The sequence below is a fragment of the Nocardia neocaledoniensis genome, assembly GCF_003182135.1.
Taxonomy (GTDB): Bacteria; Actinomycetota; Actinomycetes; order Mycobacteriales; family Mycobacteriaceae; genus Nocardia; species Nocardia neocaledoniensis.
The window spans coordinates 579815-598635 of sequence record NZ_QGTL01000003.1 but is presented as its reverse complement, the minus strand read 5'-3'; the positions used below and the strand labels follow the sequence as shown (position 1 = coordinate 598635).

The 18821-nt window shown below is 68.9% G+C and carries 17 protein-coding genes; 8 read left to right on the top strand and 9 right to left on the bottom strand.

Features of this window, described 5'->3' with window-relative positions:
- Positions 1–424 precede the first annotated feature (424 nt).
- The gene (locus tag DFR69_RS10840) at positions 425–3454 is read left to right on the top strand and encodes a sacsin N-terminal ATP-binding-like domain-containing protein (protein WP_110037325.1); all 3030 of its coding nucleotides are present in this window, start codon (positions 425–427) and stop codon (positions 3452–3454) included.
- Here DFR69_RS10840 and DFR69_RS10835 read toward each other — a convergent pair.
- Complete coding sequence (locus DFR69_RS10835) at positions 3451–4077, bottom strand: TetR/AcrR family transcriptional regulator (RefSeq protein WP_110037324.1); 627 nt, start codon at positions 4075–4077, stop codon at positions 3451–3453. The genes DFR69_RS10840 and DFR69_RS10835 overlap by 4 nt on opposite strands.
- A gap of 118 nt (positions 4078–4195) precedes the next feature.
- On the opposite strand from DFR69_RS10835, the gene DFR69_RS10830 reads away from it, so the two are divergent.
- Entirely contained in the window at positions 4196–6232 is a 2037-nt protein-coding gene (locus DFR69_RS10830) for a neutral/alkaline non-lysosomal ceramidase N-terminal domain-containing protein (RefSeq protein WP_110037323.1), read from the top strand.
- On the opposite strand, the gene DFR69_RS10825 is transcribed toward DFR69_RS10830, so the two are convergent.
- A complete protein-coding gene (locus DFR69_RS10825) occupies positions 6229–6489 on the bottom strand; it encodes a DUF2530 domain-containing protein (RefSeq protein WP_110037322.1) in 261 nt (86 codons plus the stop codon). The two genes, DFR69_RS10830 and DFR69_RS10825, sit on opposite strands and share 4 nt — an antisense overlap.
- A gap of 62 nt (positions 6490–6551) precedes the next feature.
- On the opposite strand from DFR69_RS10825, the gene DFR69_RS10820 reads away from it, so the two are divergent.
- On the top strand, positions 6552–6989 hold the full coding sequence (locus DFR69_RS10820) for a MarR family winged helix-turn-helix transcriptional regulator (protein ID WP_110037321.1): 438 nt from the start codon (positions 6552–6554) through the stop codon (positions 6987–6989).
- On the opposite strand, the gene DFR69_RS10815 is transcribed toward DFR69_RS10820, so the two are convergent.
- Positions 6990–7385: a YccF domain-containing protein gene (locus tag DFR69_RS10815; protein ID WP_110037320.1), complete on the bottom strand. Its 396-nt coding sequence runs from the start codon at positions 7383–7385 to the stop codon at positions 6990–6992.
- A gap of 25 nt (positions 7386–7410) precedes the next feature.
- On the opposite strand from DFR69_RS10815, the gene DFR69_RS10810 reads away from it, so the two are divergent.
- On the top strand, positions 7411–8214 hold the full coding sequence (locus DFR69_RS10810) for a TrmH family RNA methyltransferase (protein WP_110037319.1): 804 nt from the start codon (positions 7411–7413) through the stop codon (positions 8212–8214).
- On the top strand, positions 8211–8513 hold the full coding sequence (locus DFR69_RS10805; RefSeq protein ID WP_186817339.1) for a DUF2537 domain-containing protein: 303 nt from the start codon (positions 8211–8213) through the stop codon (positions 8511–8513). The genes DFR69_RS10810 and DFR69_RS10805 overlap by 4 nt, the downstream gene beginning before the upstream one ends.
- 1 nt (position 8514) lies before the next feature.
- On the opposite strand, the gene DFR69_RS10800 is transcribed toward DFR69_RS10805, so the two are convergent.
- From DFR69_RS10800 to serC, 3 genes are all read right to left on the bottom strand, one after another.
- On the bottom strand, positions 8515–9246 hold the full coding sequence (locus DFR69_RS10800; protein WP_373867009.1) for a DUF6928 family protein: 732 nt from the start codon (positions 9244–9246) through the stop codon (positions 8515–8517).
- 134 nt (positions 9247–9380) lie between these two features.
- Entirely contained in the window at positions 9381–10376 is a 996-nt protein-coding gene (sepH, locus tag DFR69_RS10795; protein WP_110037317.1) for a septation protein SepH, read from the bottom strand.
- Between the two features lie 312 nt (positions 10377–10688).
- Positions 10689–11810, bottom strand: a complete 1122-nt coding sequence (gene serC / locus DFR69_RS10790) for a phosphoserine transaminase (protein ID WP_110037316.1) — start codon at positions 11808–11810, stop codon at positions 10689–10691.
- Between the two features lie 397 nt (positions 11811–12207).
- On the opposite strand from serC, the gene DFR69_RS10785 reads away from it, so the two are divergent.
- A complete protein-coding gene (locus DFR69_RS10785) occupies positions 12208–12843 on the top strand; it encodes a hypothetical protein (RefSeq protein WP_110037315.1) in 636 nt (211 codons plus the stop codon).
- A 26-nt stretch (positions 12844–12869) separates the two neighbouring features.
- Here DFR69_RS10785 and DFR69_RS10780 read toward each other — a convergent pair whose 3' ends face one another.
- From DFR69_RS10780 to DFR69_RS10770, 3 genes are all read right to left on the bottom strand, one after another.
- The gene (locus DFR69_RS10780) at positions 12870–13292 is read right to left on the bottom strand and encodes a type II toxin-antitoxin system VapC family toxin (protein WP_110037314.1); all 423 of its coding nucleotides are present in this window, start codon (positions 13290–13292) and stop codon (positions 12870–12872) included.
- On the bottom strand, positions 13289–13615 hold the full coding sequence (locus DFR69_RS10775; RefSeq protein WP_110037313.1) for a type II toxin-antitoxin system Phd/YefM family antitoxin: 327 nt from the start codon (positions 13613–13615) through the stop codon (positions 13289–13291). Before DFR69_RS10775 ends, DFR69_RS10780 begins: the two co-directional genes overlap by 4 nt.
- A 132-nt stretch (positions 13616–13747) precedes the next feature.
- Entirely contained in the window at positions 13748–14701 is a 954-nt protein-coding gene (locus DFR69_RS10770) for an SDR family NAD(P)-dependent oxidoreductase (RefSeq protein WP_110037312.1), read from the bottom strand.
- 1021 nt (positions 14702–15722) lie between these two features.
- On the opposite strand from DFR69_RS10770, the gene DFR69_RS10765 reads away from it, so the two are divergent.
- Both DFR69_RS10765 and DFR69_RS10760 read left to right on the top strand, forming a co-directional pair.
- On the top strand, positions 15723–18125 hold the full coding sequence (locus DFR69_RS10765; protein ID WP_146229250.1) for a polymorphic toxin type 15 domain-containing protein: 2403 nt from the start codon (positions 15723–15725) through the stop codon (positions 18123–18125).
- Positions 18107–18760 carry a GAD-like domain-containing protein gene (locus DFR69_RS10760; RefSeq protein ID WP_110037310.1) on the top strand — a complete coding sequence of 218 codons (654 nt, stop codon included), beginning with the start codon at positions 18107–18109 and terminating at the stop codon, positions 18758–18760. Before DFR69_RS10765 ends, DFR69_RS10760 begins: the two co-directional genes overlap by 19 nt.
- The last annotated feature ends 61 nt before the right edge of the window (positions 18761–18821 follow it).

Sequence of the window (18821 nt, the reverse complement as noted above, 5' to 3'; positions counted from 1 at the left end):
CAGCAGTTGCCGAGACGAATGGCGACACGGCAACGGTCGACACCCCGGCGCCGGGCGCTGCGGCCCCGCTCGCCTCTCCGGCTGCGGCTGATGCTGCGACCGAAGACGATGCGCCGACGCATACCCCGGCACCCGCTGCTGATGCGGCAACGTCCGGTGACGATCTCGCGGCGACCGCTGACCGCGATGCCGGCGCTGCTGATGCGGCCACACCCAGTGACGATGACGCGGCAGCCGATGACAGCGCTGCTGACACGGCCACGTCCAGTGTCGATGACGCGGCAACCGCTGACCGCGATGCCGGTGCGGCCACGTCGGCCGATGCGGATGCCGGCGCGCACGACGCCGTGGACGAGCGTGGATCGTCGGTGGCGCGCTGAACGGTTCGGCGGATCCCTTCGGTACGGCGGAGCTGCGGGCCGGAGTGCTCGCCGCCTGGCGGGATTCGCCCACTCGGCTGCGTGAGGACTCCGCCAGCGAGGCGGATCTGGTCGCCGCGGGGTATCGGGATCGGGTGCTCACCGAGCTCGCGCAGAACGCCGCCGACGCGGCCGCGAAGTCGGGGGTCGCGGGTGAGCTGAGTGTGCGGCTGGTCGACGGGCGGCTGCATGTCGCGAATACCGGTGTGCCGCTGGATGTTTCGGGTGTGCATGCGCTCACCGCACTGCGTGCCTCCGGCAAGGCCGACACGGAGCTGGTCGGGCGGTTCGGCGTCGGGTTCACGGCGGTGCGGTCGATCGGCGACGAGATCGAGGTCCGGTCGACGACCGGGTCCATCCGCTTCTCCCGCGTCGCGACGCTGAACGCGCTGCACGACACCGGGATCGAGATACCCGACGACCTGGCGACCATCGCGCCGCCGGTCCTGCGCCTGGCCTGGCCGGTGCCGACCACCCCGGTCGCCGGGGCCGACACCGAGGTCGTCGTGCACCTGCGCCCCGACATCGACGGTGACGCCCTGCTCGCCGCGATGCGCGCCGAAGCGCCGGAGCTGCTCCTGGAACTGCCCGCCCTGCACCGCATCCGCATCGGCGCCGACGAATTCACCAGCGCGGTCACCGGGCTGGCGGACGGCCTCACCGAGCTCGCCGTCACCCTGCCCGGCGGCGAGCACCGCCGGTGGTGGCAGTACCGCACCGCCCGGGCCCGCTGGCTGCTGCCCGTGCGCCACGGCCGGCCCGTCGCCGCCGCCCCCGATGTCCTGCGCGCCCCCACCCGCTCCGACGAGGAGCTCTCGCTCCCGGCGATCCTGGTGGCCGACATCCCCATGCAACCCGATCGCCGCCGCCTGCTCCCCGGCGCCCGCCTCACCGAGATCGCCACGGGCTACGCCGATTTCGCCCGCGCGCTGCCGCCCCGCGACCGCCTCGTCCTCGTCCCCACCCCGGGTTTCGCCCGCAGCGAGGCCGACGCCCTGCTCCGCGAAGCCGTCACCACCGAACTCCGCACGCACGCCTGGCTCCCCACCTGCCCCGTCACACCTGTGGACAACTCCGCACAGGTACCCGAGGCCGCCGCCGCATGGCTCACCGGCGAGTCGGCACCGCAGGACGACACGTACGCCACCGCGCCAGGTCGTGCGGATGACGCGCCCGGCTCCTCGGACAGCGGGGCTGACCATCGCGGGTCGGCCCGCGTTCAGTACGTCGACGGGACGGTCGACCAGCCTACGACGGCCCACGGGCAACCGCCCGCCGGTGGCGTCACCGCTGCGGCGCAGAGGACCGAAGCGACCTCACGGTCGGCTGAACGAGTGGCATCGAGCGAGACGTGGCCGGACGGCGACTTGCCGGCGAGACCGACCGCATCGGACAGCATCCCCACCCGCGCGAGCGTGTTCCCCGACCTCACCCCGGAACTGGCCGCCGTCCTGGTCGAATTCACCGGCCCGCTGGTGATCCCCGAACTCTCCGATCGCGCCGCGCAGGAGAAGCTCTCGGTCCTCGACGTGCACCGCCTCGGCCCCGCAGCCCTGGCCGACCTGTCCAGCGGCCTCGAGCGCGAACCGGCCTGGTGGCGGCGGTTCTACGCGGCGGTGGAGCCGTTCGTCGTCGACACCAGGACCGCCGAGGAGTTCGGCGCGCTGGCCGTGCCGCTGGCCGACGGCAGGCTCGTCACCGGGCCGCGCACCGTCGTCCTGGACGACCAGCTCACCGTCGCGGTGCCGGTGCACTGGGCCCGGCTGGTCCATCCCGACGCCACGCACGCGCTGCTGTCGCGCCTGGGCGCCCGCAGCGCCGCCGCCGAGGACCTGCTCACCGATCCCGGCCTGCGTGACCTGCTCGAGCACGATCCGGCCGACCCGGACACCGTGCAGGCCGTCCTGCGCCTCGCCCCGTTCGCGCCCGCCGACTCGCTCCCCACCTGGCTCGGCCTGCTCGAACTACCCGACGACACCGGCGAACTGCGTCCCGCCGACGAGCTGCTGCTGCCCGGCGCGCCGCTGGGGGACGTGCTAGAGCCGGATTCGCCGTTCGGCACCGTCGCTGATTCGGTGGTCGAGGAGTACGGCGCCGAGGCCCTGCGCGCGATCGGCGTCGGCTGGGATTTCGGCGTCGTCACCGACCCGGATCCCGTCGGCCCCGACCACGATCTCGACGACGAGCCCGCCTGGTGGGAAAGCCTTTCCGAGGACCCCCGCGACCTGTCGGCCGTGCGCGATCTCGACCTGGTCGACGAAAACCGCTGGCCCACCGCGCTAGGTCACCTGCTCGCCGTCCCGCGCACCCGCGCCCTGCTCGCCGACCGCGACGGCTACACGGCCTGGTGGCTGCACCGGCACGCGCACATCGACGGCGTCGCCCTCGGCCGCCTCCGGCACCCCGACGACGACGAATTCACCGGACTGCTCCCGGCGATCACCGGCTTCGACGCCCGCGATCTCGACGCCCTGCGACCCTTGCTCGTCCGTCCCGACATCATGTCGGCCGAGCTGGCCGAGGAACTCCTCGACGCGCTGGCCGACCCGGCGAAAACCCCTGCGCCCGAAGTCGTCGCGCGCACCCACGCCCGCCTGGCCGCGGCCGTCGCCACCGGCGCGCTCGACCCACGCGACCTGGATCTGCCCGAGCAGGTCAGGGCACTGGACGGCACCGTCGTCGACGCGGGCACCGCGCTGGTCCTCGACCAGCCCTGCTTCGGCCTGGTGGTCCCCGCGAACCGTCTCGTGGCCGGCGACACCGCCCACGCGGAATCGCTGGCGACGCTGCTGGATCTGTCTCTGGTGTCGGAGGAGATCACCGCCGAGGTCCTCGGCGCGGGCACCCGAACCACCTGGGCGGCCAGCCCGTTGGGCGTGGTGCTGCGGCAGCTGTGGTCACCGGCCGACGCCACCGGCGCGCTGGTCTTGCACGACACGCTGGAAATCCACCTGCGCGGCGCGGTGACGGGTACTGTCACCGTCCCGTGGTGGCTCACCGACGACGCGACACACGTGCAGGTGCCGCGCGCCTAACTGGCGTGCGCGACGACCATCTCGGCCAGCAGGTCGAGCTGCTTCTGCACGGACTCGCTGTCGTCGTCGACCAGCCAGCGCAGCACGATCCCGTCGATGACGCTGAGGATGAACCGGCTCAGCTCGGAGACCGGCGTGTTCCACCGCGTTCCGGTCGCCTCCCGGCAGTGGTCGATGACATCGGCGACGGTGCTGTCGTTGAACGTGTACTGCTCGCGCGCGATGGCGATCTTGGCCGGGGTCGACTCACCCTCACGCAGCGCGTAGGTGGTGGTCTCGTAGGTGAGCAGCTGGCGTTCGGGGGTGGCTTCGATGTTGCGCCACATCAGTTCGAGTCCGCCGCGCACCAATTTGTGAAGCGCTTCTTTTCCGGTTCCGGCGTCGGCCCAGATCGAATCCTCGGCATCGACGGAATCGCGCAATTCCATGGACAACGCTTTGACCAGCTCGGTCATCAGCGCGTCCTTGTTTTCGAAACAGTAATGCACCACACCGAGCGAGACGCCGGCCGCTTGCGCGACATCGCGCGTGGTCACGCCCGCCACGCCCTTTTTCTCGGCGAGACCGATCGCTGCCTCGATCAGGTGGGCTCGTCGTTCTTCGACGCTCAATCGGGAGGACACGTGTGCGAGTTAAGCGCTCGCATGGCAAACAGTCAATTCGCCGATCCGCCAGAAATGCTGGACATGTGACCAGTTGATGTGGTTGTCTCCGAACCGGAAGTCGCGAAGGAGTCGTCTGATGTCCGTGTCCCGCCGTACCGTCCTGGCCGCCTCGGCGCTGGGTATGGCCGCTGTGCCCGTCGCCGCCACCCTGCCCGGCGGTGGCCGGGCCGCGCGCGCGAATCCGGGCGGATTCGAATTCGGGCTCGGCATCGCCGATCTCACCGGGCCCGCCGCGGAATGCGGCATGATGGGCTACTCGCAACTCGATCAGGCCACCGCGGGAATTCATCTGCGGCCGCGCGCACGCGCCTTCGTGATCGGGTCGGGGGGAAATCGGATCGCGTATGTGGCGGTGGAGAACGGCGCGGTGTTCGGCTCGGTGCACCACGGTGTACTCGACGCGCTCGCGCGGCGATTCGGTGACCGCTATACCGAGCGAAATGTCGTCCTCACCTCCACGCACACCCATGCCAGTTGTGGTGGTTCCGCGCACGACTACGCCTACACGCTGGCGACCCTGGGATTTCAGCAGCAGGTCTACGACGCGGAGGTGAACGGCATCGTCGAGGCGATCGCCGCGGCCGACGCCGATTACGCGCCGGGCACCGTCGCGCTCGGGCGATCGACCCTGCGCGACGCCAGCGTGAACCGCTCCCGCGTCGCCTTCGACCGCAATCCCGCGGCCGAGCGGGCGCTGTTCCCCGACGCGATCGACCCGGCGGTGACGACCCTGGTGTTCACCAGGGCGGGTCGCGAGGTCGGCGCGCTCACCTGGTTCGCCACCCACAACACCTCGATGACGAACGCGAACAGCCTGATCAGCTCGGACAACAAGGGCTACGCCAGCTATGCCGCCGAGCAGCTCGAGCACGGCGTGCGGCACCTGGACGGCAAGCCGTCCTACCTCGCCGCGTTCGCGCAGACCAACGCGGGCGACATGTCGCCCAATCTCAACCTCGCGCCCGGTGACGGCCCGACCACCGACGAGTTCGAGAACACCAGGATCATCGGCGAACGTCAGTACGCGGCCTCGAAAGCGGCCGCCGCGCAGGCGGTATCGATGTCGGGCGCGGTCGACGCGCTGCTGTGCTACATCGACCTCGCCGACATCACCGTCGACGGCCGCTTCACCCCCGACGGCGCCCCACGGCGCACCGCTCCCGCCGCGGCGGGCGTCTCCCTGGCGGCGGGCAGCGTCGAGGACGGGCCCGGCCTGCCCGGCGGCCCGATCCCCGAGGGCGTGCGCAACCCGCTCGTCGAGTACCTCGGCGGCATCGACCATCCGCACCCCGCCTGGCTGGCCGACGCCCAGGCACCCAAGGCGGTCGCGGTGCCGCTCGGGCTGCTGCCGCCGGTGCCGTGGGTGCCGAACGTGGTGCCGATCCAGCTGGTCCGGATCGGGGAGCTCTATCTGGCGGCCGCGGGCGCGGAGTTCACGATCGTGGCGGGCCTGCGGGTGCGCCGCGCGGTGGCGCAGGTGCTCGGTGTCGACGTGGAACAGGTGCTGCTGCAGGGCTACGCGAACGCCTACCACGAGTACGTCACCACGCCGGAGGAGTACGACGCCCAGCAGTACGAGGGCGCCTCGACCCTGTTCGGCCGCTACACGCTCGGCGCGTACCAGCAGGAATTCAGCAGGCTGGCCGCGGCATTCGTGGCGGGCGGCGCGATCGGCCGCGGCCCGGCGCCGCGCGATGTCTCCGCGCTGCAACCGAACCTCGCCACGACGCCGGGACCCGACGCGACGCCGCCCGGACGCGCCTTCGGTGACGTGCTCGCGCAGCCGCCCGCCCGGTGCGACGCGGGGACGCGGGTGGCGGTCGAGTTCGTCTCGGCCCATCCCAAGCACAATCCCCGCCGCGGTGACACCTTCCTCGAGGTGCAGCGCCGCAGCGGCGCCGACTGGGTGCGCGTGGCCAACGAGGGGGAGTGGGACGTGCGGTTCCACTGGCGCAAGGAGGGCGAGGCCGTCTCGATCGCGCGCTTCACCTGGGACGTCCCGGCGGGGGCAAGGGGAACGCACCGCTTCGTGCACTACGTGGACGTCCTCGGTGCCGACGGCACGCTGCGTCCGGTCAGTGGGACCAGCGCCGAGTTCGAGGTGACCGGTTAGTCGGTGGGCAGACCGACCTGCGCGCCCTTGTCGCCGCGCCGGGCCGAACGCCGCTGCGCCAGCCAGATCGACACGCCGAGTGCGCCGACCACCAGCCCCATCGCGCACACTGGTCTAGCCTCTGACCAGGCCGGATTCACCCACGCCAGCACCGCGGCGACGAGCCACGCGACGAAACCGGCCACCACCACCGGGCGCGGATCGACCAGCCCGCGAGGCAGCTCAGGGATCGATGTTCCGACGCGGCCGATATCCATACCCAAACAGTACCGACCTGAAACCCGTCAGGGTGCGCGGACGTACCGTAGAGTTCTGCACTGTGACAACGCCATCCGACGTCCGTGCCCTGGCCGGTGACCTCTCACTGGCCGTCGTACGGCTCACGCGACACCTGCGCGGCCGCCGTGCCGATGCGCAGATCTCGCTGACCCAGCTGTCGGCACTCGCGACGCTGGCGCGCGATGGCGCGATGACGCCGGGGGTGCTCGCGGGCAAGGAACGGGTGCAGCCGCCGTCGATGACCCGCGTCATCGCCTCGCTGTCGGACCTGGACCTGGTGCAGCGGCGCCCGCATCCGACCGACGGCAGGCAGATCATCGTCTCGCTCTCGCCGGCGGGCCGCGCGCTGATCGCCGACGAGACCCACGCCCGCGAGGCGTGGATGACCGAGCGGCTGGCCAGCCTGACCCCGGAGCAGATCGAGATCCTCGACCAGGCGGTCGCGATCATGAACCAGATCGTCGCCGAATCGGAGTGATCAGCTGGTCACAGCGTCCTTGTCGACCACCTCGTGGCCGAGCGGGAACAGTGACAGCGGCACCAGCTTGAGGTTCGCCCAGGCGAACGGCAGGCCGATGATCGTCACCGCCAGCGCGAGACTTGTGGCGATATGGCCGATGGCGAGCCACCAACCCGCGAAGATGAACCAGATGACGTTCCCGATCAGCGATCCCGCGCCCGCGCTCGGCTTGTCCACCACGGTGCGGCCGAACGGCCACAGCACGTATCCGGCCAGGCGCAGCGAGGCGACGCCGAACGGGATGGTGATGATCAGGATGAAGCAGATCAGGGCGGCGAGCAGGTAACCGAGTGCCATCCAGAATCCGCACAGCACCACCCACAGGATGTTCAAGATCAACTGTACGAGCTTCATGCATCCATCATGCCAGGATTGTGCGGTGGCCGAAGTGATCGACATCGACGACCCCGCCGACCCGCGCGTCGACGACTTCCGTGACCTGTCCGCCGCCGACCGCAGGCCCGACCTGCCCGGCCGCAAGGGCCTGGTCATCGCCGAGGGCGTGGTGGTCGTGCAGCGGATGCTGGACTCGCGGTTCACCCCCAGCGCGCTGCTCGGCACGGCGAAGCGCTACGAGGCACTCGCCGAGGATCTGGCCGACCGCGACATCCCCTACTACCGGGCGAGCGCCGAAGTGATGGCGGAGGTGGTGGGGTTCCATCTCAATCGCGGTGTGCTCGCGGTCGCGCCGCGGCCCGCCGCGCTGTCGGTCGAGGAGGCCCTCGCGGGCGCCCGCACGGTCGCGGTGCTCGAAGGCGTCAACGATCACGAGAATCTCGGCTCCATGTTCCGCAACGCCGCCGGCCTCGGCGCCGACGCCGTGCTGTTCGGCGACCGGTGCGCCGACCCGCTCTACCGGCGGGCGGTGCGGGTCTCGATGGGACACGTGCTGCGGGTGCCGTTCGCGCAGCTGCCGCAATGGCCGGGTGGGCTGGAATCGTTGCGCGAGCGCGGCTTCCAGATCATCGCGCTGACCCCGAACCCGGCCGCGGTCAACCTGGCCACCGCGATGACGGGCGAGCGCGTCGCGCTGCTGCTCGGCGCCGAGGGGCCCGGCCTGACCGAGGAGGCCATGCGCGCCACCGATGTGCGCGCCAGGATCCCGATGTCGCCCGGTACCGATTCGCTCAATGTCGCGACGGCCGCGGCCATGGCCTTCTACGAACGGGTGCGATCGTCGTGAACGAAGAAGAGGCCGACGGTCCCTATCGCGCGCAACCGGATTCGGTGCCGTGGGCGGCGGGGCTCACGGTGGTGGTGCTGGTGGCCTGGCTCGGCGGCGTGGCGGTGTACGCGTTCGGCGCCGCGCTGGCCGCGGTGCACCCCCTGCTCGCGGTGGCGGTGAACGTGGTCGCGGCGGTCGGCGTGGCGCCCACCGCGTGGCGCTGGCGGTTCACGCCGGTGGTGCGGTGGGTGCTGGCCGGTGCGGCGCTCGGGGTCGTCTTCGGCTGGCTGGCGGTGCTGTTCGATCAGCTGGGCTGAGTCACAGCACCCGGTCGCTGCCGCGCAGCCAACCGAGCAAGCCGCGGCGGCGCCGGGTGGCCGCGCCGGGGCTGGCCGTCTGGACCGTGTGCTGCCGTGGCGCCTTGCCCTTCGGATACAGGGTGAAGCCGCAGACAGCGAGATCGCCTGGTCCGGGGTGCCTGGGTTCGGCGGCGCGGTAGCCGAAGCCGAGCCAGGCGTCGTTGGCGGCGTCGGCGAACGTGGGCGGGTCGAACGGCAGGGTCTGGGGTCCCGGTGCGCCCTCGTGCCACGGCACCGGACGCGCACCGGCCCAGAAGGGCCGCTCCCAGACCATCGGCAGGCCCTCGTTCTCCAGGATGTCGACGCGCGTGGAACTGAACGAGCGGCGGAACTCGCCGCGCTCCCAATGCGCGAACGCGCCCCAGTGGATGCGCGTGTCGAACGAGACCAGGTAGGTGTGCTCCGACGCCAGCGGCCGCACCAGCAGATCCGGCAGCCGCGTCGGCCGCACCAGCGACGCCTCGGCCGTGCACACGACCGTCAGGCCCGGATAGCACCCGATGTAGACCTCGTCGCGATCCGGCGCCGCGCACCCGTTCAACGTGCCGATCATGATCGGCAGCAGGTCGTGGTCGGCGTACAACTGTCCGGCCAGCGCCGCCGCGGCATCGGGGTCGGGCTCGGGCCGACCGCGCAGGACGGCGGCCGGATCATCCACATCGGAGTACCACAGGGTGGACGCCGCCAGCAATCGAACCACCTCCCACGAACCGATCGCGCAAGAACATGGGTGACGCACCGGGATCGGGCCGGTCGACCGATCCGCGACCGCCGCTGCGCCTCTTCGTACCCGGGCCCGGCCGGACGCGCGGCGCGGCGGCCGCTCTAGTGCCCGGAGCTGCGGACGCCCAGCAGGACGTCTTCCCAGGACGGCATGGGCGCCTTGCCCCGCTTGGCCCGCGTCTGCTTCGCGGCGGGCTTCTCCGGCGCGGCTTCCTTCGGCGTCGCCTCCGGCTCCGTGTCCTGCTTGGCCGCGGGCTGACTCGGCGTCGCCGGGACGGCCGGGATCGGCGCCGCGGGCGCGGGCGCGGCCGGGATCGCGGCAGCGCCACCACCGGCGGCGACGGCGCGCTGCTCGTAGTACTCGTCCAGGGTGGGCTGGGCGGGCCGGGCCGTCGGGCGCGCGGTCGGCGCGACCTGCTCACGCGGCCGCGGCTCCACCGGGGTCGGCGGTTCCACGACCGGCGCGGCCTGCTGCGCCGGGGTGGGCAGGATGGTGGCCAGGCCGCGCAGCGCACGGCCGAAGTCGGGGTCGATCAGGTCGTTGGCCGGATCGTCGAGCGGGGAGACCGAGCCGCCGTGCGCGTCGGGCTGGTACCGCCAGTGCGCCGCGATCTCGGAGTGTCCGTGCCGCCACTGCAATTGGGCGACCCAGAATCCCTTCTCGTCCTTCCAGGCGTCCCATTCGGCCTGTTCGATGGTGTGGCCGCGCTCGGCGAAGGCCGCGGTGACGATCTCGTGCAGCGTTTCCACGGCCGGACCGTCGGGGCGAACGGGATGCGCCTTCTGCGCCAGTTCGGCGGCCCGGGCACGTTCCAGCAACACCGGATAGGCGAAACGTTCGACTTTGCTCGCCGGCATGCCGGATTCCGCCGTGACCTGCTCGACGGACGCTCCGGCTCGAATGCGGGCCTGGATATCGCGAGGACGCATGGACGCCTCCGTTTCGATCTCGATCTGGCCGAATCGTGCGAGGTCGCCGCGCGCCGCCGCGCGGAGCTTGTCATCGGCGGGCAACCGGAACTTGGTGCCGGACTCGGTGTCACTGCACACGATGTGCGTGGAGTCGGGCGTCACCCCGATCACTCGAAGTTCACGCACCGTTACCTCCCTATCGCGTCGGCTACGACACCGCCCACTTTCCTAGACAGTAGTGCACATTACTTGCCCGCGGCAGCAGACACGCACGACCGAAATCGCGCACCGAGCGGGCTGGTACCGCTAATCTGATCGGCTCAGCGCACGAATCCCGCACGTGTACAGGCGTTTTGGTGATGGATCAACATCAATTATCCGGGCTGGAACCGCCCGTGTGATGCGAATATTGCGAATCCGTGGCGCGTCTACGCAAAGGGCCGGTGCGCCGCGAACCGGAAATAGTTCGCCGCGCACCGGCCCGATGACCGAATTGTGTCAGAGCTGGCCGACGACCCAGTCGATCGAACGGGTCAGCTGCGAAACGTCTTCCGGATCGATCGCCGGGAACATGCCGACACGCAGCTGGTTACGACCCAGCTTCCGGTACGGCTCGGTGTCGACGATGCCGTTGGCCCGCAGGATCTTCGCGACCTGGGCGGCGTCGACCGCGTCGTCGAAGTCGATGGTGCCCACGACCTGCGAGCGGTGCGCCGGGTCGGTGACGTACGGGGTGGCGAAGGAGCTCGACTCGGCCCACGAGTACAGGCGCGAGGAAGAATCCAGGGTGCGCTTCACGGTCCAGTCCAGGCCGCCGTTGGCGTTCATCCACTCGATCTGGTCGGCGAACAGCAGCAGAGTGGCCAGCGCCGGGGTGTTGTAGGTCTGGTCCTTGGTGGAGTTGTCGATGGCGATCGGCAGCGACAGGAACTCCGGGGTCCAGCGGCCCGAGGCCTTGATCTCCTCGACGCGGGCCAGTGCGGCCGGGCTCATGATCGCGATCCACAGGCCACCGTCGGCGGCGAAGCACTTCTGCGGCGCGAAGTAGTACACGTCGGAGTCGGCGATGTTCACCGGCAGACCGCCCGCGCCCGAGGTGGCGTCGATGGCGATCAGGGCGTTCTCCGAACCGGCCGGACGCGACACCGGGATGGAGACACCGGTGGAGGTCTCGTTGTGGGCCCAGCCGATGAGGTCGACGCTCGGGTCCGAGACGGGCTCGGGCGCGCTGCCCGGCTCCGCCGAGACGACGATCGGGTCGCCGATGAAGGGGTTGCCCTTGGCGACCGAGGCGAACTTCGAGGAGAACTCGCCGTTGGTCAGGTGCAGCGAGCGCTCGCGGATCAGGCCGAAGGCGGCGGCGTCCCAGAACGCGGTGGTGCCACCGTTGCCGAGCACCACCTCGTAGCCCTCGGGCAGCGAGAACAGCTCACGCAGGCCGTTGCGCACCCGCGCCACCACGTCCTTGACCGGCTTCTGGCGATGCGAGGTGCCGAACACGGAGGCGCCGACAGTCACCAGGGACTGCAGCTGCTCCGGGCGGACCTTGGACGGGCCGCAGCCGAACCGTCCGTCGGCGGGCTTGAGGTCGGCGGGAATGGTCGGGAACGCACTGGTCATGGGGGCGAGTTTAGTGGTGCGCGGATGGTCCGGCGCGCACGGGGGCGGGGTCGGGAACGGGCTGTGAGGCGGCCCACTCGGCATGGGGACGGCCGTCGGCGAAGTGGGCGGGTGCCCAGCTTCGCGAGACGGCAGGGGCTCGGTCGGGAACGGGCTGCGAGGCAGCGCGCTCGGCGCCGCTGCGGCCGTCGCCGAAGTGGGCGGGTGCCCAAGCCTCAGGGGAACGGCGCGGGGCGGGGTCAGGAGTGGGCTGTGCGGCGACCCGCTCGGCGCCGCTGCGGCCGTCGCCGAAGTGGGCGGGTGCCCAAGCCTCGCGGAACGCGGCTGTGTGGTGTCGCCGAGGCCGAGTGCGGGGAATTCGCCCTTCCGGCCGAAACATTCGCATTACTCTTCTGCTATGAGTCTCGCCGCGGCCGACCCGGGTCGGACCCTGCTCGACCGTTTCGTCTGGGCCTTCGGGCGGCGGCCGGGGTTGCTGGCCGAGAGCTCCCGGCGGGAACTGCTGATCAGGGGCTTGCCCGCCACCGCGACGGTGCTGTCGGTGCGGTCGCGCCGCGGCGAAGGCGGCTACCGGTTCGCGGTGCGGGTGCAGCTGCCCGGCGAACTGGCCTACGACGCGCGGGTGCGGCAGCGGGTCCGTAGCCAGGACCTGGAATGGATGCAGCCCGGCGACACCGTCGGCTGCCGGGTCGACCCCGGCGACCGCGACCGCGTGGCCCTGTACGTCCCCGACGTGCCGCAGTCCGGCCGCAGCGCCGCCGCCAAGATCCTGGCCAACGGCCGCCGCGCCGAGGCCACCGTCCTCGCCGTCGCCCCGATCGCCGCCGACTACACCGGCCGCGACGACCCGATCCTGCGCCTGGACCTCGAACTCCGCGCCTGGGACGAACCCACCCCCTGGCGAGTCCGCCTGATCCAACCCGTCCCCCTGGCCGCCGTCGGCCAGATCGAACTCGGCACCCGCCTCACCGCCGCCTTCTTCACCGTCGACCGCGGAACCTCCGTCGCCATCGATTTCTCGACGCTGACCTGACCGCTGCCGCGACCTCGCGTGCGGATCTAGCGCTCGTCCGGGTGGGTGACCGGACGGAGGTCGACGAGGGCCTCGAGCCCGGCGAAATCCTTGGGATTCACCGTGTACAGCGGCAACCGGTGCGTCGAGGCGATAGCGGCGATGAGCAGGTCTACGCGGCGCGGCTTGGGGTTTCGCCCGGTGGCGAGTACCGCGGCGATCAGGTGGCCGAAGCGGCGGGCAGCGCGAGTATCGAACGGCAGGGGATCGAACAGTGCCTCGGCGTTCTGCAGACGTTCGATGCGGACTGCGCGTTCGCCGGCATCGGTGGTGTAATGCGGACCGGAAGCCAACTCCGCCATGGTGATCGAGCTGACGACGATCTCCTCCGGCAATTCGGCCGGATCCAGTTCGTCGAACAGGATGACGACATTCGTGTCGACCAGTCCCCGTGACGGCTCGACGGTCATCGAGGGTCCTCCCCGGCGAAATCGCCTCGCCGGTGCGCGCGATCGTAAGGGTCGTACAGCGAATCGTCGATGGCGCTGTCGGCGTCGGCGAGCGAAGTGTCTCGCAGCGAAGCGAGGTCGGCGAACGCGCGCAGCACCTCGTCTCGCGGGACGGCGACACGGCGCGGCCGGTGCCGGTGCCGGTGCGGGATCAGGTCGGCGACAGGCGCCCCGTCGACGGTGATGGTGTAGGACTGCCCGCCGCGAACTTCCCGCAGTACCCTGCTCGCCTCATTCCGCAGCTCCCGTTGGGGGATCTCTGGTAGTTCGGCTGGTGAAGTCATTTATCCATCGTATCCTGCGGTGCTACGCATGGACTACGGAATTGCTACGCCCTTCGCGGGCCGGAAACGGGTGTCGACGGCTCGGGGCCGTCGACACCCCGTCGGAAGTGTTCACGGGGGTAAGCGGGACCCTCAGTCGGCCGGTTGGTGCGCGCGGGCGGTGGGCTGTGTTCGGTGCTGGGGGGCGGGAGCCGGGCGGGGTGGCATCCTGTGGTGCACGGCGTGCAGCGCGTGTTTGACCAGGCCGGGGGCGAGCAAATTCAGCCAGGCGCCGGCGATGCCGAGCAGGTCCTGGACGTCGTCGGGGCGGCGGATGATGCCGTCGACCATCATGTCGACCGCGGTGTCGACGGGGAGTTTGGTGTAGGCGTGCAGGCCCTCGGGGGCGGCCATGGCCGTGTCGATCATCGGTAGGTGCACCTTGGTGAAAACCACTCCGTCGGAGAGGGTTTCGATCGCCGCGATGCGCATGACCGCGTCCAAGGCGGCCTTCGAGCCGACATAGGCGGAGAACTGCGGCGGGTAGGTGAGGGTGCCGACCGACGAGCTGGTGATGATCTGGGCGGCTTTCTTCTCGCGCATGTCGGGTAGCAGCCGGAGGATCAGCCCGACCGCGCCGAAGTAGTTGACGCGCATGGTGCGTTCGAAATCGTGGAGCCGTTCCGCGGACCGGTTCAGGGGCCGCCTGATCGAGCGGCCCGCGTTGTTGACGAGGATGTCCGGTGCGCCGAATTCGACGAGCATGTCGTCGGCCAGCTTCTCGATCCCCTCGGCCGTCGACAGGTCCGAGGTGATGGCGAACGCGCTGCCGCCCTTGCCGCGGATCTCGGCGACCAGCTGATCCAGCTCCGCCGTCCGCCGCGCGGTGACGACCGCGATCGCCCCCGCCTCGGCGACGCGCGCGGCCAGCCCCCGCCCGATCCCGCTGGACGCGCCGGTGATCAGCACCGTCTTGCCCGCGACCTGGTCGCGCAGGCTGGGCCGAAAGGGGTTGGGGAGGCGGACCGGGCCGGTCAACGCGTTGCTGACGAGCCGCATGAGCTCGAATTCGGCCCTCTGCAGAGCTTTCCCGGTATCAATCATCATCGAGCGACCCTTCGGTTATCCAGCCAGAGCCCAACTGACCATACCGTGTGTCAGAATCCACTGCCCGGCAATGGATTCGGACATATCGGGTCGTTCGAAACGAGGGTTCGGGAATCAGCTCCCGGGAGATGGCGGACCACGGCGGCGCCGCGGCGCCGGCTGTCGGCGATAGCTGCCCTGACCTCGCCGTGCGCCTTCTCTGCCTCGTGCCGAACCCGGTGGAGGGCGCCAGGAACGTTGGCCCGAGCTGCTGAGCGCCGCCGGATAGCGCTGGCGGATGGCCTTGGTAGATCTCGGCGTACGAGAGATTGTCGAAGACCTCGACGGCGGGCGGCGCGTAATTGGGATCGGTTGCCGGGCGTGCGTCGCATGTGTCCACTTGGCCTGTCGTCGCCATAGCGAACAGAATCGCTTACGCACCAAGGTCCTTCGTTGAGGACGAGATCGAGTTCTGGTGCGAATTGCCAATTGACCTGCGTGATCACGATCGACTATTGACCAGGTCGGCTCAGTGAGCTTCAATGGAGATCTCGGGCGAAGCTGCGTCCAATTCGCGTTCTGTGCAACAGATTTCGTCTGACAGCGACTGTCGGTCGTGAGTCGCAGGCATTGAGGTCCGTGCGCGCTTCAACCGCAGGTGGCAGTTCCCTTCACGTGATCAATCTGCCCACCGCAGCAATCGATCCCGAGCGTCTCCTCGGAATCGGTTTGCACCCAGCTTGTAGCACGCTGTGCTGGCGTGTACATCGCTTCCGTAGGCGACTTCAACCACACGTCTCACAGAGAGCCCCGGTCGGTAGGCCGGGGCTTTTTCGTGCCTGTACCCAGGAGATTCCGTGTTCGATACGGACAACATCGCCCCTGATGATTTCGCTACCACTGGTCCGCCGCGGCGAGCTCTTGTCCAGACCGGGGCTGTCTGATGACTGCCCCGAAGTGGGCCACTCGCGGTATCAGTTGGCGCGATTCGCTCACCCCGGCGGCGACGCAGACATCCACCCTCGACGACCGCGAGCCGCGGGTGTTCAACGTCTCGGTGGCCTCGCCTGCGGCCGCCGCACGCGAACTGAGCCGGATCTACAACAGCCGCCGACTGTTCGACGATGCGCGGCAATCACCGATCCACGCGGACCCCATCGATGCCCCGCTCGATACCCCCACCGATGGTGCCCGCGGTGCGAACAAGTCCGCAGCGCCGAAGGTTGCTGTCCCCAAAACCGCAACACCGCCGCCACCGGTGGCCGCGCCATCCACACCCGAGGTCGCACCGCCGGTCACGACGCCCGACACGCCCCCGGTCGACAGTGAACCCGTCCCCACATCACCTATGGCTCTACAACAACTCGGTGTGCTCCCGGGCGCCACGGAACCGGCCACAGTGCCGAACTATCCACAGATTGCCCCCGGGTCGCAACTACCCGTCGTAGTGGCCACCGCCTTGCCGGAAAACAGCTCGATCCAGCAGATATCCACCACTTCGAATGGCGTCATGGTTACCGAAACAACGGTCACCACCCCAGCCTTGTCCCCTGTCACGACGACAAAGATCACCGACGACCCCGTTGTCGCGGCCACCGTGGAGTGCACCGTGCCGGTCCCGCTGGCTCAGCCCGGCGTCCTGCCACAGTCGATCACCAGCCCTCAGACGATCTTCCGGACCGGGTCGGACTACTCCCAGCAGCAACTCGAAGCCGATCTACGGACCTTCGAAGCCGGACAACTCGTCTGGGTCGGCCCGAACGGCCCGACGCCGTACGACGTCGCCCGCGCGCGACTGGCTGCGGCCATGTACACCCCGGGCGAGCAGTTCAACGACCTGGTTTGGGCCAACCACATCCCTCGTAACCAGACGGAGATCGCGGAACGATCCGCCGCGATCCAGCGGCTCAATCGAGCAGGGATCCCGTGGCTGGACCCGGCGGTAGCTACCTGGGTAGCCGACCAACAGCAGATCACCGTCGCCGACGACCCCTTCAGCCCGCCGCGCAACACCCGACCGTCGATGTACAGCCCGGCCGAGCTCCGCAGACAAGCACTCGAAGCAAGCCGCACCGAACTCACGGCGAACGACCTGAAACAAGGACTAAACGACGTCTTGGTCGGCGTGACCGTGGGACCGGCGCTCATCCTGTGGGACGCCGCCCACGGCCGGGGCGACTACAGCGGTGCGGAAATCGCCTGGGCAGCCGCCGAGCTCGGCATCAACACTGCCTCGATCGTCCCTGGCCTCGGCACCCTGACCGGAGCGGCGGCCAAAGCCGGTCTACGCAGAATCGCTCCGAAAACCTGGGAAGCCCTCGCTGCGGCAGACAACGCCGCCGACGCGGCACGAATCGGTCGAACTACCCAGCAACGTCAACTCGGCGACGCTGTCGAAAACTACCGGCAGCGAGCCAATCCATACAGCGCGCCACCCCGAACGACGGGACCCTCACCCGCGTCTCGACTGAATGACCCGGACCCAACTGGGGCGGCGCCGAGGATGAGCGCAGCGCCGAACGGACAGATGCCGGTCGAATCGCGGTCGACCAGGCTGCCGGATCGCGCCGGAGAGGTAACGCCACCCGCCGCATCGCGTCCGGCCGTTCCGTCGTACTCACCGTTCTCCCCATACCTCAATCCCGGTCGGTTCGACGACTTGAAGTCAGCCCTCGTTCGGCTGCCGGACCGTATTCGATCGTTCGCGCAGGCGCTCGGTGAATTGGAGTGGACCGGAGGCCTGTACCCGGCCAGCGTCGGTGTCGGCGGCCGTACTTCTACGACGGGATCGGTCTTTTCCGCCTCGTCGCCGCTGCGCTCAGCACCGGCGCACTCCGGGTTGAGTCCACGCTGGAGCGGGCGAGTTCGTAACCCGGACAACAATGTTGGGCCGGTCCGGCCTCGTGCTTCCGACCCTCTTCTACTAGACTTTCACTATGGAGTCAGCCCCGGCGTCCGGGCGAAGCCGCTGGAGATGGTCGATCAATTGACGGGGCAGATCAACGGATTGAATAATCTTACAGCCGCAGAAGTGGTAAACAACCTCAACACGGCGCACCGGGGCGGAAACGCGCAAAAGAATGCGCGAAAGCAGTACGAAAAGTTGGCAGTTGAATCGGAAAAGGAAAATGCCCAGAGGCTTGCTCTACTCAATCCTGCGGCGCTTAACGGCCTTAGTCCGACCGAATATGCTGAGAAAATTGTCAAAGACAGAATGAAAGGCATGGCAGCGCTGCATGAACCGGATATCATAGGTGGCGGTGCGGACGTTATACGGCTGGATTCGAGCGGTTTGCCGAGGCTTGGTGACCTTGGTGTGAACTCATCCATCGGAAGCCAGTGGAAGGGACGAAATCATCTGGCAATACAAATGTATGCTCGAAACCTGGTAGCTAGTGGACGCGGTCATGAACTGATGAATGTCGAATGGAGACTAAACCCTTGAGTCAATTGCGGATAGAGCGGGTCTTGGTCAATCTGGGGAACCCGTATGCGACAGTGCCCGCAGAGGATCGCATAGTCGATCGGTATTCGGGGGTTGTCCCCACGCTACTGCAAGGCGTTTGGAAGGCGGCGGGATTTTCCGGGTATGCTGATGGTTTGCTTTGGTTGTGTAATCCGGAGGAATGGCAGCCTGTAGTCGATGAATGGATATCTGGTCTGCGACTTCCGTTTCGTGATGAGTGGGTTCCCTTCAAACGCACTGCCTTCGGAACGATGACCATGTGGGGAAAGAACACTGGTAAGAGTTTGACAATCAACCCCAAAGATGGATTCGTCATCCCTGTAGACCGCTCGGCAGATATGGGCGATGAGTTGGACATAGATCTCCAGATCCTCGCGGCCCTCGACTCTGATTTCGGGAGTCTGGATGTGGACGGTGACGATGGCAAGCCGTTGTTCGGGCGCCTGCGTAAGAAGCTGGGCGGGCTGACCGACGCGACGATGTATGGCTGCGTTCCCGCCGTCGGCTTGGGTGGTTCCTTCACGCCGCGTGGCATGGAGATTGTGAACGCGGTCGATCATGTCCGGTTCCTGAGCACGGTGACACCACGTCAAGTGATGAATTGGAAGTTCTGAGGCCGGACAGCAAACGATCGGGCGTCGACGGTGCGAGTGGCCGTCGACGCCCGATCAGCGG